This is a genomic window from Streptomyces sp. NPDC085944 (assembly GCF_040686295.1).
In the GTDB taxonomy this organism is placed as follows: domain Bacteria; phylum Actinomycetota; class Actinomycetes; order Streptomycetales; family Streptomycetaceae; genus Streptomyces; species Streptomyces salinarius.
The window spans coordinates 369,594-387,034 of record NZ_JBFBJX010000002.1 but is presented as its reverse complement, the minus strand read 5'-3'; the positions used below and the strand labels follow the sequence as shown (position 1 = coordinate 387,034).

The window sequence follows — 17,441 nt, the reverse complement described above, 5'->3', positions numbered from 1 at the left end:
CCGCGTCACCCGGTCGGCAGCGCCACGTACTGGTACTCCAGGAACTCCTCGATCCCGACCCGGCCGCCCTCCCGGCCGAGCCCCGACTGCTTGACGCCGCCGAAGGGTGCGGCGGGGTTGGAGACCAGGCCGGTGTTGAGCCCGACCATGCCGACCTCCAGGCGCTCGCTGACCCGCAGGGCGCGGTCCAGGCCCTCGGTGAAGACGTAGCCGACCAGCCCCCAGGGGGTGTCGTTGGCCCGGCGGACCACCTCGTCCTCGTCGTCGAAGGTGAGGATCGCGGCGACCGGGCCGAAGATCTCCGTCGCCATCAGGCGGCTGTCCGGGGCGACGTCGGTGAGCACCGTGGGCGGGTAGAAGCAGCCGGGGCCGTCCGGCGTGGTGCCGCCGACCAGTACCCGGGCGCCGCGCTCCACGGCGTCGGCGACCAGTTCCTCGACCTTGGCCCGTCCGGCGGCGTCGATGAGCGGGCCGACGTCGACGCCGTCGCCGGTGCCGGGGCCCACGACCAGCGCGCCCATCCGGCGGGCCAGCCGGTCGGCGAACTCCCCCGCCACCGAGCGGTGCACGAAGAAGCGGTTGGCTGCGGTGCACGCCTCGCCCATGTTGCGCATCTTGGCGACCATCGCGCCGTCCACGGCCGCGTCGAGGTTCGCGTCGTCGAAGACCACGAACGGCGCGTTGCCGCCCAGCTCCATCGAGGTCCGCACGACGGTGTCCGCGCACTGTGCCAGGAGCAGCCGCCCCACGGCCGTCGAACCGGTGAAGGACAGCTTGCGGATGCGCCCGCCGCGCAGGAGCGGTTCGCACACCTCCCCCGCCCGCGAGGTCGTGACGACGTTCAGCACCCCGTCGGGCAGCCCCGCCTCCTTGAGGATCGCGGCCAGGGCCAGGCTGGAGAGCGGGGTCTGCGGGGCCGGCTTGAGCACCATGGTGCAGCCGGCCGCGATCGCCGGGCCGATCTTGCGGGTGCCCATGGCGAGCGGGAAGTTCCACGGAGTGATCAGCAGGCAGGGGCCGACCGGGCGCCGGGAGAGCAGCATGCGGTTGCGGCCGTCGGGCAGGACGCCGTGGCCGCCGTCGATCCGGACGGCCTCCTCGGAGAACCAGCGGAAGAACTCCGCCGCGTAGGCCACCTCGCCGCGGGCCTCGGCCAGCGGCTTGCCCATCTCGGAGGTCATCAGTCGGGCCAGCGCGTCCGTGCGCTCCAGGACGATCTCGTAGGCGCGGCGCAGGATCTCGCTGCGTGCCCTCGGTGCCGTACGGGCCCACTCCTCCTGCGTCTGGACCGCCGCCTCCTCGGCGAGCCGGGCGTCCTTGGGGCCCGCGTCGGCGACGTGGGCCAGGATCTCGCCGGTCGCGGGGTCGTCCACGGGCATGACGGCGCCGTCCGCGGCGTCCACCCAGGCACCGCCGAGGAAGAGCCGCGTGGGGGTGTCGGTCATGGGGTCCCTCCTGAGTGCCTGTGTGTCGTCCCCGCTGGGCGGGTCGTGAAGCGGTGCGCGGCGGCCGTCATCGGCCCGCCGCTCCCGACGTACCGGCCTCGACGGCGGCGGCCCACGCCCGCAGGCCCTCGTCGACGGCCGTCTCGTCGATCACCAGGGCCGGGATCATGCGCACCACCTGGTTCCACGCCCCGCACAGCAGCAGGAGCAGCCCCTCGTCGACGGCGGCCCGCTGCACCCGGGCGGCGGTCTCCGGGTCCGGCTCGCCGCCGGCGGTGACGAACTCGCTGGCCAGCATCAGTCCCATGCCCCGTACGTCGCCGACGGCCGGGTTCCGCGACGCCACCGCCTCCAGGCCGTGGCGCAGCCGGGCGCCCATCGTCTCGGCGTTCTCGACGAGCTTCTCGTCGCGTACGACGTCCAGCGTGGCGCAGGCCGCCGCGCACGCGACCGCGTTGGCGCCGTACGTCCCGCCCTGCGAGCCCGCCCAGGCCCTGCGCATCAGCTCCTCGGGGGCGGCGATGCCGGACAGCGGGAAGCCGCTGGCCAGCCCCTTGGCGGTGACCAGGATGTCGGGGGTGACGCCGAAGTGCTCGTGGCCCCAGAACCGGCCGGTGCGGCCCACGCCGGTCTGCACCTCGTCCAGGATCAGCAGGAAGCCGTGCCGGTCGGCGCGTTCGCGCAGGCCCTCGACGAAGGCGCGGTTCGCGGGCACGTACCCGCCCTCGCCCAGGACCGGCTCGACGATGACGGCGGCGGTGTCGGCGGGCGAGGAGATCGTCTGAAGGGTGTAGTCCAGCTCCTGGAGCGCGAAGCGGGTGGCGGTCTCCTCGTCCCAGCCGTAGCGGAAGGCCGTCGGGAAAGGGGTGACGACCACGCCGCTCATCAGCGGTGAGAACCCGGACCGGAAGCGGGTGCCGGAGGTGGTCATGGAGGCGGCGGCCACCGTACGGCCGTGGAAGCCGCCGTGGCAGACCAGCACGTTGGGCCGTCCGGTGGCCTGGCGGGCCAGGCGCAGCGCGGCCTCGACCGCCTCGCTGCCGGAGTTGGTGAAGAAGAGGCTGTCCAGGCTCTGGGGCAGCACCTCGCCGAGCCTGTCGACCAGGCGCCGCAGCGGCGGGTGCATGACGGTGGTGTACTGCCCGTGGACCAGGGTGGCGACCTGCTCCTGGGCGGCGGCCACGACCCGGGGGTGGCAGTGGCCGGTGCTGGTGACGCCGATGCCGGCGGTGAAGTCCAGATAGCGGCGGCCGTCCTCGCCCTCGATGTGGACCCCCTCGCCCCGGACCGCCACCACGGGGGTGGCCTGGCGAAGGTGCGGCGACAGTGCGGTCATGCTCGTCTCCCGGCCTGCTCGTCGGTCTCCTGCGGTCTTGCGAGCCTTCCCGTCCCGGCGGGCGCGGCAACGCGTGATGTGTCCGGCCGGGGCAGCGTGTCCGGACGATGTGTCAGGCGTTCGGCGTAACGTGAGTTCCCATGGAGGCACAGTGAGCGAGAACCCGGAGCCGGGCCCGGCGGGCCGGTCGCCCACCGTGGCCGACGTACTGGCGCTGCCCGTACTGGCGGGGGGCGAGCCGCGGGTCGTCGCCGGCGAGGAGCACGTGGACCGTGCGGTCCGCTGGGTCCACATCACCGAACTGACGGACCCCGCCTCCTTCCTCAAGGGCGGCGAACTCGTCCTCACCACCGGCATGCCGCTGCCCGACGACCCCGCCGGGGTGCGCCGCTACGTCGACGAACTCGCCGCCGTCGGTGCCGCCGCCCTGGTCATCGAGCTGGTCCGCCGCTATCACCGGCCGCCCGACGTCCTGGTGGGAGCCTGCCGTGCGCGCGGTCTGCCGCTCGTCACGCTGGGCAAGGACGTCAACTTCCTGGAGGTCACCCAGGTGGTCCACACCCTGATCCTCGGCCACCAGGCGGAGGCGATGCGCCGGACGCAGGGGGTCCACGAGGCGTTCACCGCCCTCACCCTGCGCGGCGCGGGCCCGGAGGAGGTGCTGCGGGCCGCGGCCGGGATGAGCGGCCGCACGGTCGTGCTGGAGGACCTGGTGCACCGGGCGCTGGTCTGCGAGGCCCCGGGGTCCGCGGCCGGGGCCGCGCTCACGGACTGGGAACGGCGCTCACGCACCACTCCGGTCACCGACCGCGCGGGGGTCTCGGGCCCCGAGGGGTGGCTCACGGCTCCCGTGGAGTACCAGGGCGAGCGGTGGGGGCGGGTGGTCATGCTGCCCGCCGTGCCGTCCGGCCGCGCCTTCGGCCCCGAGGACGTCACGGTGCTGGAGCGGACCGCGATGGCGCTCACCATCGCCCGTCTCACCCGCCCCACGCCGTGGGAACGCACCGCCCACCGCAACGTCCTGCGCGACCTGGTGGAGCAGCGCCACCGCTCTCCCGGGGAGGCGCGGGCCCGGGTCGCGGCCCTCGGGCTGCCCGTGGGGGACGCCCGCTTCGTCGCCGTCCTGGCGGACCTGCTCGCCCAGGAGGACACCGGGGCGGCCGAGACACGGCTCTCCGGGGCACTGAGCGCGACGGGGGCGCGGGTCCTGGTCGGCCTGCTCTCGCCCACCCGGCTCGGCGTGCTGCTGGCGCTTCGCCCGTCCCGGCCGTGGCGCGAGGCCGTGGAGCAGGTGAGCCGCACCGTCCTGGACGCGGCCCCGGGCGCGACGGTGTGCGTGGGCTCACCGGCCGGCGACCTGGCCGACGTGGCCCGGTCGTTCCGCGAGGCGGCCCGGGTGGCCGAGGCCACCGCACCCGGCCTGCCCCTCCCCTTTGGCCGCTCCTTCCACGAGCGGTCCGACATCGGCCTGCGCGGCCTGCTGTTCGCGCTGCGCGACGACCTCCGCGTCCAGGACTACGCGGAACGGCAGCTGGGCCCGCTCCTCGACCACGACGCCCGGCACGGCACCGATCTCGTGCCGACCCTGCGGGGCTACCTGGAGGCGGCGGGCAACAAGACGGTCGCCGCCCGCGCGACGGGGCTTTCCCGGGAGACCGTCTACCAGCGGCTGCGCACCATCGAGCGGCTGCTCGGCCATGACCTGGAGTCCGGCGAGCAGCGCACCGAACTCCACGCGGCCCTGCACGCGGTCGACGCGCTGCGGGCCCGCCCGCACCCCGGCGACCGCGACCGATGAGTTTTCCACCGGCCACCGGTCGTAAGGGTGGACCGACCGCACACGAGACATCGAGGAACCCCGCATGCGCACTCTGATCAGCACCGCCTTCGTCTCGCTCGACGGTGTCGTGGAGGCCCCGGGCGGCGAGCCCGGCTACCGGAACACCGGCTGGACCGTCAAGCTGGTGGACTTCCTCCCCGAGGCGTACGAGATCAAGGGCCGGGAGCAGGAGGAGGCGGCGGCGCTGCTCCTGGGCCGGGTCAGTTACGAGGCGTTCAGCCCGGTGTGGCCGGACATGGCGGAGTTCCCCGGGTACCGGGCGATGCCGAAGTACGTCGTCTCCACCACGCTCGCCGAGGACGACCTGGTCACGAACTGGGGCGAGACGACGATCCTGCGCTCGCTCGACGAGGTCGCCGCCCTGAAGGAGACCGAGGGCGGTCCGATCATCGTCCACGGCAGCGCCGCCCTGAACCGGAGCCTGTCGGACGCCGGTCTGATCGACCGCTACCACCTGCTGGTCTTCCCGCTGCTGCTCGGCGCGGGCAAGCGGCTGTTCAGCGACTCGGACACGGACGCCCGGAAGCTGAGGCTCGTCGAGCACGAGGTGTACGCCAACGGCATCCAGAAGAACGTCTTCGACGTCGTCCGCTGAGCCGGCGGCGGGCGGTGGTGCCGCGACCACCGCTCGCCACCGGTGGTGGCTCAGACGCCTTCGACAGCCTCCTGGGTGAACACCGCGTGCAGCTGCCGTGTGTGGTCGACCTGCCGCACCGCTCCGGTGAGCGCGACCGTCGCCGCCAGGCGCGGCTCGGTGCTGGACGCCGCGAACCGCAGCTCCAGGTCGCCCGGTTCGACGACGCGGCGGCCGTCGCGGCCGGTGAAGGAGGCGAGGTCGGCGGGGACCTCGACCCGCACCCTGCGGGCCTCGCCGGGGGCCAGCGGCACCCGGGTGTAGCCGATGAGGCGCTGTACCGGCTGGACGACGGAGGCGACCGGGTCGTGCAGGTAGAGCTGCACCACCTCGGTGCCGTGCCGTTCGCCGGTGTTGCGGACGGTCAGTTCCAGCGCGAACGCGCCGTCGGTCGGCGCCTCCTTGGCGTGCGCGACGAGATCGCTCCAGGCGAACGTGGTGTACGTGAGCCCGTGCCCGAAGCCGAAGGCCGGTGTCGGGTCGATGTTGGACACCTCGCTGGCCTGGGCGAGCCGCGCCCCGAGGTAGGTGGTCGGCTGGGCACCCGCGCTGCCGGGCACGCTGACGGGCAGCCTGCCGGTGGGGCTGGTGCGTCCGCTGAGCACGCCGGCGAGCGCCGCGGTGCCTTCCTCGCCGGGGAAGAACGACTGCACGATCGCGGCGGACTCGGCGGTGGCGCGGCCGAGTGCGTAGGGCCGTCCGGCGAGCAGCACGGTGACCACCGGGGTGCCGGAGTCGAGCAGCGCGTCGAGGAGCTGCTGCTGGGCGCCGGGCAGGGTGAGGGACTCGGCGTCGCAGCCCTCGCCGCTGGTGCCGCGGCCGAACAGGCCCGCGCGGTCGCCGAGTACGGCGACGACGACGTCCGCGCCCCGGGCCGCGTCCACGGCCTCGCCGATGCCGGCGACCTCGCCGTCGTCGACGCCGGTGCCGCGGGCGACGGTGATGTCGGCGTCGGGGAACTCGGCGGTCAGGGTGTCGTACAGGGTGGGCAGGTCGATGCCGACCGGGACCTCCGGGTGCCGCACCCCGACGTGGCGCGGGAAGGAGTAGCAGCCGAGTACGGCGGTCGCCTCGGTGGCGTTGGGGCCGATCAGGGCGATGCGGCGGGGCCGGGCGAGCGGCAGGGTGCCGTCGTTGGTGAGCAGGACGACCGCCTTCTCGGCGATCTCGCGGGCCAGTTCCCGGTTCTCGGGCCGGTCCAGGTCGATCCGGCCGCGCAGCGCCTCCGGGTCCGAGACGTCCACCCCGTCGAGCGCGGGCGGGACCGGGCTCCAGTCCGGGTCGAGCAGTCCGAGCTCCGCCTTCTGTCCCAGGACGCGGCGCAGCGCCCGGTCGACGAGGGCCTCGGGCACCCGGCCGTCGGTGACCGCGTCGACGAGCGGGGCCCCGAAGGTCTTGACGGTGGGCAGCTCGACGTCGAGGCCCGCCTTCAGCGCGGCTCCGGCGGCGTCGGCCCAGTCGGCGGTGATGCCGTGCAGCGTCTTGAGGAAGGCGATGCCGAAGTAGTCGGCGACGACCGTTCCCTCGAAGCCCCAGGTGTCGCGCAGCAGCCCGGTCAGCAGCGCCTCGTCGGCCGCGGCGGGCACGCCGTCGATGTCGGTGTAGGCGGACATCACGGAGCGCGAGCCGCCCTCGCGGACGGCCATCTCGAACGGCGGGAGCAGGACGTCGGCCCGCTCGCGGATGCCCACGGAGGAGGGGGCGAGGTTGCGGCCGGCGCGGGAGGCGGAGTAGCCCACGAAGTGCTTGAGGGTGGCGACGATACCGGCGGACTCCAGGCCCTGCACGTACGCGGTGCCGATGGTGCCGACGAGGTAGGGGTCCTCGCCGATGGTCTCCTCGACCCTGCCCCAGCGGGCGTCGCGGACCACGTCGAGCACGGGGGCGAGGCCCTGGTGGATGCCGACGGACCGCATGTCGCGGCCGATGGCGGCGGCCATCCGGCGTACCGCGTCCGGGTCGAAGGTGGCGCCCCAGGACAGCGGGACGGGGTAGGCCGTGGCGCCCCAGGCGGCGAAGCCGGCCAAGCACTCCTCGTGGGCGACGGCGGGGATGCCGAAGCGGCCGGCCGAGGTGATGCGGGCCTGCGTGCGCATGAGCGAGAGGGCGCCGAGCGCGGGGTCGACGGGGACGGTGCCGAAGGGCCGGGTGAGCTGGCCGAGCCCGGCGGGCACGAGCGCGTCGAGGTCGACGGCCTCCTCCATGTCGTGCTGGTGCGGGGCGACTTCGCCGCCCTCGTCGGAGGCGCCCACCCACACTCCGTAGAGCTGGGCGATCTTCTCCTCCAGGGTCATCGCGGCGACGAGCGCGTCGACTCTGGTGGAGACGGGGTGGTTGGGGTCGTTCCAGAGGGGGATTTCGGGGGTGGTCTCTACAGCCACGTCGGCAGTCACTTTCCTCCGACACCCATCAGCCCCTGGACCAGGGCACGACGGGCGAACAGGTAGACGAGCAGGATGGGCACCATGGACAGCACCACGGCTCCCAGCAGACCGGGGATGTCGATGCCGTGCGCGGTCTGGAAGTTGTACAGGCCCAGGGTGACCACCTTGGTGGACTCGGACTGGGTCAGCACCAGCGGGAACAGGAAGCCGTTCCACGCCTGGAGCGCGGAGAACACCACGATCGTGGAGAGTCCCCCGCGGGACAGCGGCACGACGAGCTGGAAGAACATGCGCCGCGGGCTCGCGCCGTCCATGGCCATGGCCTCGTACAGCTCCGGGGAGATGTCCCGCATCGCGCCGCTGAGGATGAGCGCGGACATCGGCAGGCAGAACGCGGCCGTGGGCAGGATGACGCCGAGCAGGTTGTCGTACAGCCCGGCTTCGCTGATCAGGTAGAACATCGGCACGATCACGGCCTGGGCCGGGATGGCGAGGCCGAGCAGGAAGAGCCGGAAGATCGCCGACGTGGCCCGGCCGCGGCTGCGGACGATGGCGTAGGCGAGCGGCGGGACCAGCAGCAGCACGATGCCGATCACACAGGCGGTGACGACGAGCGTGTTGAAGAAGTACTGGCCGAAGCCCGAGTCGAAGGCGCCGGTGTAGTTGTCGAACGTGAAGCTGTCCGGGATGGAGACCGGGCCGTTCTCGGCGTAGTCCTGGCGGGTGCGCAGGGTCGCGGCCAGCATCACGTACAGCGGCAGGCCGACCAGGACGAGCCAGACGAGCGAGCCGGCGCCGGCCAGGTAGTTGGGGCGGCGCCTCATGACACACCCTCCATGGAGCTGCGCATCTTGTCGTAGCCGGAGACCCGGACGACGATCAGCGAGATGATCGTGGCCGCGACGACCAGGGCCAGGGCGATCGCCGAGCCGATGCCGTAGTCGAAGCTCTTGAAGGCCTTGTCGTACATGTAGTAGGCGCTGATGGTGGTGTCGGTGCCGGGGCCGCCCTGGGTCAGGATGAGGACGGTCTCGAACGTGGTCAGGCCGCCGACGATCATCAGGATCATCGAGGTGATCATGGAGGTGCGCAGCTGCGGCAGGGTGATGTGGAAGAACTGCCGGTAGCGGCCCGCCCCGTCGATCTCCGCCGCCTGGTAGAGCACCTGCGGGACGGCGCGGGCGGCGCCCTGGTAGATCAGCGTGTGGAACGGGGTGAACTGCCAGGTGCTGACGAACGCCAGCACGCCGATGGCGGTGGTCTGTTCACCGAACAGGTTGCCGTCGCCGAAGAGCCAGGTCGCCTCGGCCGGGATGCCGAAGTTCGGGTCGAGCAGCGCCCGCCAGAGCACGGACACGGCCGTCGCGGACAGCAGCAGCGGGATGAAGTAGATGACGGACAGGACGGCGCGGTTGCGCTGGTGACCGGCGGCCCAGACGCCGAGCAGGATGCTCAGCGGGGTCTGCAGGACCACGCCGAGCGCGGTCAGCAGCAGGGTCAGCCAGATGCTCTTGAGCATCACCGGGTCGTCGATGAGCCGCGACCAGTTGTCCGTGCCGACGAACTCGGGCGAGCTGATCCCGTCCCAGCTCATGAAGGACAGCACCGCCACCATGATCAGCGGGACGATCGCGAAGAGGAAGAAGAACACTGCGGCGGGCACCGCCCAGCCGAAGCCGGGGCGGCCCACCGTCGTCGCGGACGAGGCGGGCGGCCGCCGCCGGGACTCCTTGCGGGGTCCGGCGGCGGGCCGTGCGCTCGTGAGGTGTGTGGTCATGAGCCGTTCGTCACTCGGTCGGGAGGGCCTGCATGGCCTTGATGAAGCCGTCCGTGTCGAGCTGTCCGTTGAAGAACTGCTGGATGGCCTTGTGCAGGTCCGAGCTGGCCTTCTGCGGGTAGGCCTGGTCCCAGGACAGCTGGAAGTTCGGGGCGTCGGAGACCAGGTCGTACTGGAAGCGCGAGTACTCGGGGGTGCCCGAGCTGTCGATGAACTTGTCGGTGTTGGTCGTGGTCGGCAGGTTGCCGATGTCCAGCTGCGCCTTGACGAACTCGTCGGAGTACATGAGCTTCAGGAACTCGGCGACGGCCTCGGGGTGCTTGGTCTTCTTCATCACCGAGTAGTAGTTGTTCGTGTTGCCGGCCACGTTGGCCGGGTCGCCCTTGCCGCCCTCGACGCTCGGGAAGGCGGTGTAGCCGAGGTCCTTCTCGGCGAACTCCTTGTGGTCCGTGAGCTGCTGGGAGTAGTACCAGGAGCCCATCAGCTCGAAGCCGGCCTTGCCGGAGGCGACCAGCTGGACCGAACCGCCGTTGGTGTACTTGACGGAGTCGTAGTTCTTGCCGAAGGCTCCGGTGTCGACGAGGTCCTTGATCATGCCCAGGGCCTTCTTGCTGTCCGCGCTCTCCCAGGCGCTCTTGTCGCCGCCGACGGCCTTCGCGAACAGCTCGGGACCGGCTATGCGGTCGTAGAGGTACTGGAACCACATCTGGGTGGGCCAGACGTCGCCGCCGCCGAGCGCGATCGGGGTGACCCCGGCGTCCTTGAGCTTGTCCACCGCGGCGAGCAGCTCGTCCCAGGTCTTCGGCGGCTGGACGCCCGCGTCTTCGAGGACCTTCTTGTTGTGGAAGAGCAGGACGGGCTGGGTTCCGCGCATCGGGATGCCGTACGGCTTGCCGTCGACGACCGCGCTGTTGAAGACGGACGGCAGGAACTTGTCCTTCAGGTCCGGGTTCTTCTTGATGAAGTCGTCGAGCGGCAGCAGCAGGTCCGCCTTGACGAACGGCTTGATGCTGCCCCCGCCCCAGTTGAAGAAGACGTCCGGGGCCTGGGGGGTGTTGATGATCGTCTGGAGCTTCGTCTGGTAGTCGGCACCAGGGATGGTGTCGAGTACCGCCTTGACGTCGGACGTCTTGTTGAAGGTGTCGACGATCTGCTGTTCGACCTTGTTGCTGGCGTCCCCGTAGACCAGGACATGGATCTTGCCGTCGTCCGACGACGCCCCGCCGTTCCCGTCACCGCAGGCCGACAGGCTCAGCGCCAGGGCGAGCGTCGCACCGGTGGCGACCAGTCTGGGCAAGCGCGCACGTGTCTTCATCGTTCGCCTTTCGAAAGTTTCGGCACCATCGCCGAAAGTCCATGCTGGTCGGACAGTAAAGTGAGACCCGATTTCTGGTCAATGGCCGTGCGGCTGCCGACTCAAAACGTTATCGATCGCATGACCTATCCTGCCTGCATGCACGATGAAGTTGAGGTGAGCGCCAGAGTGACCCTGGCCGAGGTTGCGAAAGAGGCGGGGGTCTCCCCACCGACAGTTTCGAAGGTCCTCAACGGTCGTTCGGATGTCTCCAGCACCACGCGGGCCCGGGTGGAACGGCTGCTGGAGCTGCACGGCTACCGCCGCCGGACCGCGGGCCGGCCGCGCACGCCACTGGTCGAACTCGTCTTCCACGAGCTGGACAGCGTCTGGGCGATGGAGCTGGTACGGGGCGTGGAGGACGTCGCGAAGGCGCACCGGACCGAGGTCGTGCTCACCCGCAGCGGCACCCGGCACGCGCCCGCGCCGGACTGGATCGAGGGCGTGCTCAGGCGCAGGCCGCTGGGTGTCGTGCTGGTCTTCTCCTCGCTCCCCGGGGAGGTCAAGCAGCGGCTGCGGGCCTGGGACATCCCCTTCGTCATCGTCGACCCGGCCGGCGATCCCGACCCGGACGTCCCGTCCGTGGGCTCCGCCAACTGGGCCGGGGGCCTGGCGGCCACCCGCCACCTCACGGACCACGGACACGGACGCGTGGCGATCATCACCGGGTTCGAGGACATGCTGTGCTCGCTGGCCCGACTCGACGGATACCGCTCGGCGATGACGATGGCGGGCCTGCCGATCGACCCGGCCCTGATCCGCTACGGCGACTACAGCATGGAGAGCGGCTTCGAGCACGGCACGGACCTGCTCGCGGGTCCCGACCGGCCCACGGCGATCTTCGCCGGCAGCGACCTCCAGGCGCTCGGCGTACTGGAGGCGGCCCGCGTCGGCGGCCTGAGGGTGCCTCAGGACCTCTCGGTCGTCGGCTACGACGACGTGCCGCTGGCCCAGTGGTCCAGCCCGCCGCTCACCACCGTCCACCAGCCGCTGCGGCACATGGCGCAGGAGGCCACCCGCATGCTCTTCCGCCCGGACGACCCCGGCCGGGCGGGCCGGCGCATCGAGCTGGCGACGCACCTCGTCGTGCGGCAGAGCACGGCGCCACCGGGCGGCGCACGGCAGGCACCCGGTGGCCAGGTCGCGTGAGGGAGTCCCCGGCGGACCCCCTACCGGGCGGGGCCGGCGGGCACGTCGGTCATGCGCGCGTCGTAGCCGGTGTCGGGGTCGACGACGCGGCCGGCGGCCCACCAGTTCTCCCGCGCCGTCTCGACGACCATCAGCATGACGTCCTCCTCGGGGACGCCCGCGCGCAGCCGGAGGTTGGCCACGATCGCCCGGAAGAGTTCCGCCTTCTGCTCCGCGCCGCGCTCGTTGAAGGCCAGTTGGATGAACAGGGTGCGCCGGCTGCGCGGTATGCCGAACACCACCGGTTGCATGACGAAGTTGTCGTCCGTGACCTCGTGGAAGACGTGGAACTGGTCGTCCCGCGGGATCTTCAGGACGTCGAGCCGGCCCGTGCGGTCTCCGCCGACGTCTCAGGGGCGGACGTCGTCCGCCTGGTGGTCACGGACGCCGGGGACGGCAAGGACTACGACCACGCGGACTGGGCGGACGTGCGGGTCACCTGCGTCTGAGTCACCGGCACGGGGTGCTGCCGCCCGTGGGCACGCCCCGTGCGGTCAGGCGGAACCGGCGGGCTCGAACCACGCGGGGGCGTCGGACAGGGCCTGCTTGACCCTGGTCTGCCCGAACTCCTTGATGTCGGGCAGCGCGTCCACCGCGAACCAGCCCACCTCCAGCGACTCGTCGTCGTTGACGCGGGCCTCGCCGCCCACGGCCCGGCAGCGGAAGGTGATGTCCATGAACTGGCAGACGTCACCGTTGTCGTACGTGACCGGCTTCAGCGCCTGCACGAGGACCAGCCGCTCGACGACGCACCGGACGGCGGTCTCCTCCTCGACCTCGCGGACGGCGCAGGCGGCGGGCTGCTCCCCCGGTTCCGGGATGCCCCCGATCAGCGACCAGCGCCCGTTGTCGGACCGCCGGCCGAGCAGCACTCTGCCCTCGTCGTCGAAGACGACGGCGGTGACTCCGGGGAGCCACAGCAGCTGGTGTCCGGCCGAGGCACGCAGGTCGCGGATGAAATCGGGAGTAGCCATGGGCCCGACCCTAACGGGGCGGGCGGACCGCTCCTGCCGAAGTCACGGGGCGTGCGGCGGGCGTACGGCTACACGTCGCGGGCGCGTCGCCCGCGCACACCGGCGCCGATGGCCCAGCCCAGCCCGCCGGCGGCGACCAGCACCAGGGCGATCTCGGGGGCGATGCCGAGCCGGGTGGCGGGCGTCTCGGAGGAGCGCAGGGGCACCTCCTGGACCAGGGAGTCCGCCACGAACATGCCCGTCTTCTGGGTGATCCTGCCGTCCGGCATGATGATCGCACTGACGCCGCTGGTCACCGGGACGGTGACGGTACGGCTGTGCTCGACCGCGCGGATCCGGGACATCGCGAGCTGCTGGTAGGTCATCTCGCTGCGGTCGAACGTCGCGTTGTTGCTGGGCACGGAGATCATCTGGGCGCCGTCGGTGACCTCGGAGCGCACGGCCCAGTCGAAGGCCGCCTCGTAGCAGGTCACCAGGCCGACCTCGGTGCCGGCCATGGTGAAGACACCGGGCTCGGTGCCCCGGCTGAAGTCCCGGCTGACCATGGTGGTCCAGGTGTCGTTGATCGCTCCGATGAGCGAGCGCAGGGGAAGGTACTCGCCGAAGGGCTGGATCTGTCGCTTGTCGTACGTGTCGACGGGGCCCTTGTCCGGGTCCCAGAGGATCTGTTCGTTGAGCAGCTTCCCGTCACGTTCCACGACGCCGCCGACCGAGATGGGCACCCCGACGGCCTGGGCGGCACGGTCGACGGCCGCGCGCGCGTCCGGGTTGGCGAAGGGGTCGATGTCCGAGGAGTTCTCGGGCCACAGGACGAAGTCGGGGCGTGCCAGCTTGCCCGCCTTCACCTCGGCGGCCAGCCGCAGGGTCTCGCGCACGTGGTGGTCGAGTACGGCCCGGCGCTGGGCGTTGAAGCCGAGACCCGCGCGGGGCACATTGCCCTGGACCACGGCGACGGTCGCGGTGCCGTCCTCCGCCTCGTCGCTGACCAGCGGACGGGCGGCCACGGCGCCCACGACGGGGACGGCCAGGCCGAGCAGCGCCACCGCCGCGGCACCGCGTCGCACCTCGCCGCCCCGGCGGGCCCGGACGGCCAGGCGGACGGCGTCACAGAGGCCGAAGCCGCACAGGACGACCGCGAAGCCGAGCAGCGGGGTGCCGCCGACCGCCGCGAGCGGCAGGAAGACACCGTCCGCCTGACCGAACGCGATCTTGCCCCAGGGGAAGCCCTCGAAGGGCACACGCGCGCGTGCGGCCTCCCCCGCGATCCACAGCGTCGCCGCCCAGACCGGCCATCCGGGCAGCTTCGACACCGCGGCGACGCCGGCGCCGACCGCCGCGACGAAGAGCGCCTCGATCGCGACGAGGGCGAGCCAGGGGCCGGGTCCGACCTCCACGCCGGTCCACACCAGCAGGGGCAGCAGGAAGCCCAGGCCGAAGAGGTAGCCGAGGCCGAGGCCCGCCTTCCAGCCGCGGCCGCGCAGCACCCGGCCGAAGACGGCGAAGGCGGGCAGCGCGAGCCACCACAGGGTGCGCGGCGGGAAGCTGACGTAGAGCAGCACTCCGGAGAGCGCCGCAGCGGCGGCCGGGAGGAGGCGCAGGAGCCGCGCGGCGGCCCGGGAGGCGGGCGTGGTCTGCGGCTGCGTACGGTCCGACTCGCCGACGGAGGTTGCGGTGGCTGTCACCCCCCGGAGTGTACGGCGGGCGCCCGGCCTGCTGACAGGACGGTCCCGGGAGGTCGCGGGGGTGTGGGCGGCCCGTGCCGCGTCGTCCGCCACGCCCGCCCGCCGGCGGCCCGGGTGCGCCGGGTCAGTGGGCCGGGCCCGGTGTCTTCGGGCGCAGCCGGTCCTTGATGACCTGGACGGCGGCCTCCGCGTCGTCCACGGTGACCGTGAAGGTGTGGCCGTCCCACATCCGCAGGATCAGCCCCTCCCCGCGTCGCACGACGACGGCGGTGCCCCGCTCGGGCCGCCACCGGTAGCCCCAGCCGCCCCAGTGGCGCGGGGTGACGTGCGGGGCGAACTCGGCGCCGGCGACGTGCGAGAGGGGGATGCGGCGGCGGGGCACGCCGATGTGGCCGCAGCGCACTTCGAGACAGTCCTCGTCGACTCTCAGCGCGACGTGCACGAACGCGAGCGTGCCGAACAGGACCAGCAGTCCCGCCGCGATGCAGCCGACGACGGCCATGGCGAGCGGGGCGACGCCGGACTCCCAGGCCGATTCGACGGCCAGGGCGATGCCGAGCGCCACGCAGGCGGCGCCGATGAGCGCCAGGAACCACTGGATCCGGCTGGTGGCACGGCCGGTCCAGACGTTCGACTGGGGGACGGTCTCGCCGTGGCGATGCCTCATGGATACGAGGTTACTCATGTTTCGCTGCGCGGGTACCTCGTCGCGCAGGGTGACTGGGCCGACCGGGCGGGCGCGCCCGTCAGCGGGCCGGCGTGACCGCGTGCAGGAGCCTGCCCTCGTCGTAGGCCAGTGCCGGCGCGGGAAGGGTGCCCTCCCGTCCGCTGAGCAGCACGGTCAGGGTGCCCGCCGCCGGGGCGCCGGGGTCGGGCCGGGCACCGATGCGGCGCAGCGCCTGGGCGGCCACGGCCCCGGCGGAGCCGTGCAGGACGAGACGCGGGGCGCCGGGGCGCTGGACGGCGGCCCGGATGCGCTCGGCGACCAGTTCGTAGTGGGTGCAGCCGAGGACGACGGTCGTCACGTCGTTCGGGGTGAGGGCGGCCGCGGCGCCGACGGCCGCGGTGATCGCCGCCTCGTCCGCGTGCTCGACGGCGTCGGCGAGTCCCGGGCACGGCACCTCGGTGACCGTCGCCCCGCCCGCGAACTCCTCGATCAGCCCCCGCTGATAGGGGCTGCCGGTGGTGGCCGGCGTCGCCCAGATCGCCACGGGGCCGCCACCCGCCGCAGCGGGCTTGATCGCCGGGACGGTGCCGATGACGGGGACCCCGGGTTCGAGGTGGGCGCGCAGCGCGGGCAGCGCGTGCACCGTGGCGGTGTTGCAGCCGACGATCAGGGCGTCCGGACGGTGGGCCGCGGCGGCCTCGGCCACGGCGAGGGCGCGTCCGGTGAGGTCCTCGGGGGTACGCGGGCCCCAGGGCATGCCGTCGGGGTCCAGGGAGAGGATGAGATCGGCGTCCGGTCGCAGCCGTCGTACCGCGGCGGTGGCCGCCAGCAGACCGATTCCGGAGTCCATGAGCGCGATCTTCACCCGGCCACCATAGACGATGCGCCGCCACCGGCCGGTGCCGTGGGGCAGACTGCGCACGTGAGCGCCGATGCGTGGACTTTCGTCGTGACCGTCGTGACCTTCGGGTCAGCCCTCTCCCTCGCCGCCTGGCTGTGGCTGCTGCTCGCCCGGGGCTTCTTCTGGCGTACGGACGTCAGACTCCCGGCCCGGGAGGAGCCCGGCGTGTGGCCCCCCGTGTGCGTCGTCGTTCCGGCGCGCGACGAGGCGGCGGTGCTGCCCGCGAGCCTGCCCTCGCTGCTCGCCCAGGACTATCCGGGGCGGGCCGAGGTCTTCCTGATCGACGACGGCAGCACGGACGGCACGGGTGAGCTGGCCTGCGAGCTGGCCCGGCGGCACGGCGGACTGCCGCTCACCGTGGCCTCGCCCGGGGAGCCGCCCGCCGGCTGGACGGGGAAGCTGTGGGCGGTGCGGCACGGCATCGACCTGGCGCGCGCGCGTGAACCCGAGTACCTGCTGCTGACCGACGCCGACATCGCGCACGCGCCGGACAGTGTGCGCGCCCTGGTGTCGGCGGCCGGCACCGGAGGGTTCGACATCGTCTCCCAGATGGCCCGGCTGCGGGTGGAGAGCCTCTGGGAGCGGCTCGTGGTGCCGGCCTTCGTCTACTTCTTCGCCCAGCTGTATCCGTTCCGGTGGATCGGCGGTGGCCGCGCGGGGAGCGGGGGGAAGAAGGGGACGCGGACGGCGGCCGCGGCGGGCGGGTGCGTGCTGCTGCGGACCGAAGCCGCCGAGCGGGCGCGGATCCCGGACGCCATCCGGCAGGCCGTCATCGACGACGTGGCCCTCGCCCGCGCGGTCAAAGGCGCGGGCGGCCGGGTCTGGCTGGGCCTGGCCGACCGGGTGGACAGCGTGCGCCCCTATCCGCGGCTGCACGACCTGTGGCGGATGGTCTCGCGCAGCGCCTACGCGCAATTGCGGCACAACCCCTTGGCACTCGCCGGAACGGTGATCGGCCTCGCGCTGGTGTATCTGGTGCCGCCCGCTGCGGTGGTCGTCGGCCTGGCGGCGGGGCAGGGCACGACGGCCCTGCCGGGCGCCGCCGCCTGGCTGGTGATGGCGGGGACGTATCTGCCGATGCTCCGTTACTACCGGCAGCCCCGGTGGCTCGCGCCGCTGCTGCCCTTCACCGCGTTCCTGTACCTCCTGATGACGGTCGACTCGGCGGTGCAGCACTACCGGGGGCGCGGCGCGGCCTGGAAGGGCCGCACCTACGCCCGTCCCGACGCCGTGCCCGAGGAGGGCTGAGCGCCCGCCCC

15 protein-coding genes and 1 pseudogene are annotated in these 17,441 nt (G+C 72.7%); 5 read left to right on the top strand and 11 right to left on the bottom strand.

Translation table 11 applies throughout. The features are described from left to right. Positions 1-5: 5 nt before the first annotated feature. Both AB0P07_RS05505 and AB0P07_RS05500 read right to left on the bottom strand, forming a co-directional pair. The gene (locus AB0P07_RS05505; RefSeq protein WP_365545440.1) at positions 6-1,445 is read right to left on the bottom strand and encodes an NAD-dependent succinate-semialdehyde dehydrogenase; all 1,440 of its coding nucleotides are present in this window, start codon (positions 1,443-1,445) and stop codon (positions 6-8) included. 67 nt (positions 1,446-1,512) lie between these two features. Beyond that, complete coding sequence (locus AB0P07_RS05500) at positions 1,513-2,781, bottom strand: aminotransferase class III-fold pyridoxal phosphate-dependent enzyme (protein WP_365545438.1); 1,269 nt, start codon at positions 2,779-2,781, stop codon at positions 1,513-1,515. Between the two features lie 151 nt (positions 2,782-2,932). On the opposite strand from AB0P07_RS05500, the gene AB0P07_RS05495 reads away from it, so the two are divergent. Together AB0P07_RS05495 and AB0P07_RS05490 are read left to right on the top strand one after the other, a co-directional pair. Then, complete coding sequence (locus tag AB0P07_RS05495; RefSeq protein WP_365545435.1) at positions 2,933-4,579, top strand: PucR family transcriptional regulator ligand-binding domain-containing protein; 1,647 nt, start codon at positions 2,933-2,935, stop codon at positions 4,577-4,579. A 64-nt stretch (positions 4,580-4,643) separates the two neighbouring features. Beyond that, positions 4,644-5,216, top strand: a complete 573-nt coding sequence (locus AB0P07_RS05490) for a dihydrofolate reductase family protein (RefSeq protein ID WP_365545432.1) — start codon at positions 4,644-4,646, stop codon at positions 5,214-5,216. A 50-nt stretch (positions 5,217-5,266) separates the two neighbouring features. On the opposite strand, the gene AB0P07_RS05485 is transcribed toward AB0P07_RS05490, so the two are convergent. Genes AB0P07_RS05485 through AB0P07_RS05470 form a run of 4 tightly spaced genes read right to left on the bottom strand, consistent with a single transcriptional unit; the run spans position 5,267 to position 10,731 of the window. After that, on the bottom strand, positions 5,267-7,648 hold the full coding sequence (locus tag AB0P07_RS05485; protein WP_365545429.1) for a glycoside hydrolase family 3 N-terminal domain-containing protein: 2,382 nt from the start codon (positions 7,646-7,648) through the stop codon (positions 5,267-5,269). Next, positions 7,645-8,463 (bottom strand): carbohydrate ABC transporter permease, encoded by an 819-nt coding sequence (locus AB0P07_RS05480; protein WP_102928865.1) that lies wholly within the window; start codon positions 8,461-8,463, stop codon positions 7,645-7,647. Before AB0P07_RS05480 ends, AB0P07_RS05485 begins: the two co-directional genes overlap by 4 nt. Continuing rightward, the gene (locus tag AB0P07_RS05475) at positions 8,460-9,416 is read right to left on the bottom strand and encodes a sugar ABC transporter permease (protein WP_102928864.1); all 957 of its coding nucleotides are present in this window, start codon (positions 9,414-9,416) and stop codon (positions 8,460-8,462) included. The genes AB0P07_RS05480 and AB0P07_RS05475 overlap by 4 nt, the downstream gene beginning before the upstream one ends. A gap of 10 nt (positions 9,417-9,426) precedes the next feature. Then, positions 9,427-10,731 (bottom strand): extracellular solute-binding protein, encoded by a 1,305-nt coding sequence (locus tag AB0P07_RS05470; RefSeq protein ID WP_365545426.1) that lies wholly within the window; start codon positions 10,729-10,731, stop codon positions 9,427-9,429. 138 nt (positions 10,732-10,869) lie between these two features. On the opposite strand from AB0P07_RS05470, the gene AB0P07_RS05465 reads away from it, so the two are divergent. Then, the gene (locus tag AB0P07_RS05465) at positions 10,870-11,919 is read left to right on the top strand and encodes a LacI family DNA-binding transcriptional regulator (protein ID WP_365545423.1); all 1,050 of its coding nucleotides are present in this window, start codon (positions 10,870-10,872) and stop codon (positions 11,917-11,919) included. A gap of 20 nt (positions 11,920-11,939) precedes the next feature. Here the strand turns inward: AB0P07_RS05465 and AB0P07_RS05460 are convergent, their stop codons facing one another. Beyond that, entirely contained in the window at positions 11,940-12,209 is a 270-nt protein-coding gene (locus AB0P07_RS05460; RefSeq protein WP_365545420.1) for a tautomerase family protein, read from the bottom strand. Between the two features lie 69 nt (positions 12,210-12,278). Here AB0P07_RS05460 and AB0P07_RS05455 point away from each other — a divergent pair. Continuing rightward, positions 12,279-12,407: pseudogene (locus tag AB0P07_RS05455) on the top strand (NPCBM/NEW2 domain-containing protein); the annotation flags it as partial. Between the two features lie 45 nt (positions 12,408-12,452). Here the strand turns inward: AB0P07_RS05455 and AB0P07_RS05450 are convergent. The 4 genes from AB0P07_RS05450 to AB0P07_RS05435 form a co-directional block, all read right to left on the bottom strand. Next, a complete protein-coding gene (locus AB0P07_RS05450; protein WP_365545417.1) occupies positions 12,453-12,932 on the bottom strand; it encodes an NUDIX domain-containing protein in 480 nt (159 codons plus the stop codon). 68 nt (positions 12,933-13,000) lie between these two features. Next, positions 13,001-14,614 carry an apolipoprotein N-acyltransferase gene (gene lnt, locus AB0P07_RS05445; protein ID WP_365545414.1) on the bottom strand — a complete coding sequence of 538 codons (1,614 nt, stop codon included), beginning with the start codon at positions 14,612-14,614 and terminating at the stop codon, positions 13,001-13,003. A 124-nt stretch (positions 14,615-14,738) separates the two neighbouring features. Further along, on the bottom strand, positions 14,739-15,281 hold the full coding sequence (locus AB0P07_RS05440) for a hypothetical protein (protein WP_102931861.1): 543 nt from the start codon (positions 15,279-15,281) through the stop codon (positions 14,739-14,741). Between the two features lie 79 nt (positions 15,282-15,360). Then, the gene (locus tag AB0P07_RS05435; RefSeq protein WP_365545411.1) at positions 15,361-16,146 is read right to left on the bottom strand and encodes an aspartate/glutamate racemase family protein; all 786 of its coding nucleotides are present in this window, start codon (positions 16,144-16,146) and stop codon (positions 15,361-15,363) included. Positions 16,147-16,185: 39 nt separating this feature from the next. On the opposite strand from AB0P07_RS05435, the gene AB0P07_RS05430 reads away from it, so the two are divergent. Beyond that, the gene (locus AB0P07_RS05430; protein WP_365545408.1) at positions 16,186-17,430 is read left to right on the top strand and encodes a glycosyltransferase; all 1,245 of its coding nucleotides are present in this window, start codon (positions 16,186-16,188) and stop codon (positions 17,428-17,430) included. Positions 17,431-17,441: the final 11 nt, after the last annotated feature.

What these genes read in the sequence shown, in the direction of transcription:
- AB0P07_RS05480 (WP_102928865.1), bottom strand. Translation starts at nt 8,463, where the DNA reads ATGAGGCGCCGCCCCAACTACCTGGCCGGCGCCGGCTCGCTCGTCTGG.
- AB0P07_RS05450 (WP_365545417.1), bottom strand. Translation starts at nt 12,932, where the DNA reads ATGGCTACTCCCGATTTCATCCGCGACCTGCGTGCCTCGGCCGGACAC.
- AB0P07_RS05490 (WP_365545432.1), top strand. Translation starts at nt 4,644, where the DNA reads ATGCGCACTCTGATCAGCACCGCCTTCGTCTCGCTCGACGGTGTCGTG.
- AB0P07_RS05440 (WP_102931861.1), bottom strand. Translation starts at nt 15,281, where the DNA reads ATGAGGCATCGCCACGGCGAGACCGTCCCCCAGTCGAACGTCTGGACC.
- AB0P07_RS05500 (WP_365545438.1), bottom strand. Translation starts at nt 2,781, where the DNA reads ATGACCGCACTGTCGCCGCACCTTCGCCAGGCCACCCCCGTGGTGGCG.
- AB0P07_RS05465 (WP_365545423.1), top strand. Translation starts at nt 10,870, where the DNA reads ATGCACGATGAAGTTGAGGTGAGCGCCAGAGTGACCCTGGCCGAGGTT.
- AB0P07_RS05460 (WP_365545420.1), bottom strand. Translation starts at nt 12,209, where the DNA reads ATGCAACCGGTGGTGTTCGGCATACCGCGCAGCCGGCGCACCCTGTTC.
- AB0P07_RS05470 (WP_365545426.1), bottom strand. Translation starts at nt 10,731, where the DNA reads ATGAAGACACGTGCGCGCTTGCCCAGACTGGTCGCCACCGGTGCGACG.
- AB0P07_RS05505 (WP_365545440.1), bottom strand. Translation starts at nt 1,445, where the DNA reads ATGACCGACACCCCCACGCGGCTCTTCCTCGGCGGTGCCTGGGTGGAC.
- AB0P07_RS05475 (WP_102928864.1), bottom strand. Translation starts at nt 9,416, where the DNA reads ATGACCACACACCTCACGAGCGCACGGCCCGCCGCCGGACCCCGCAAG.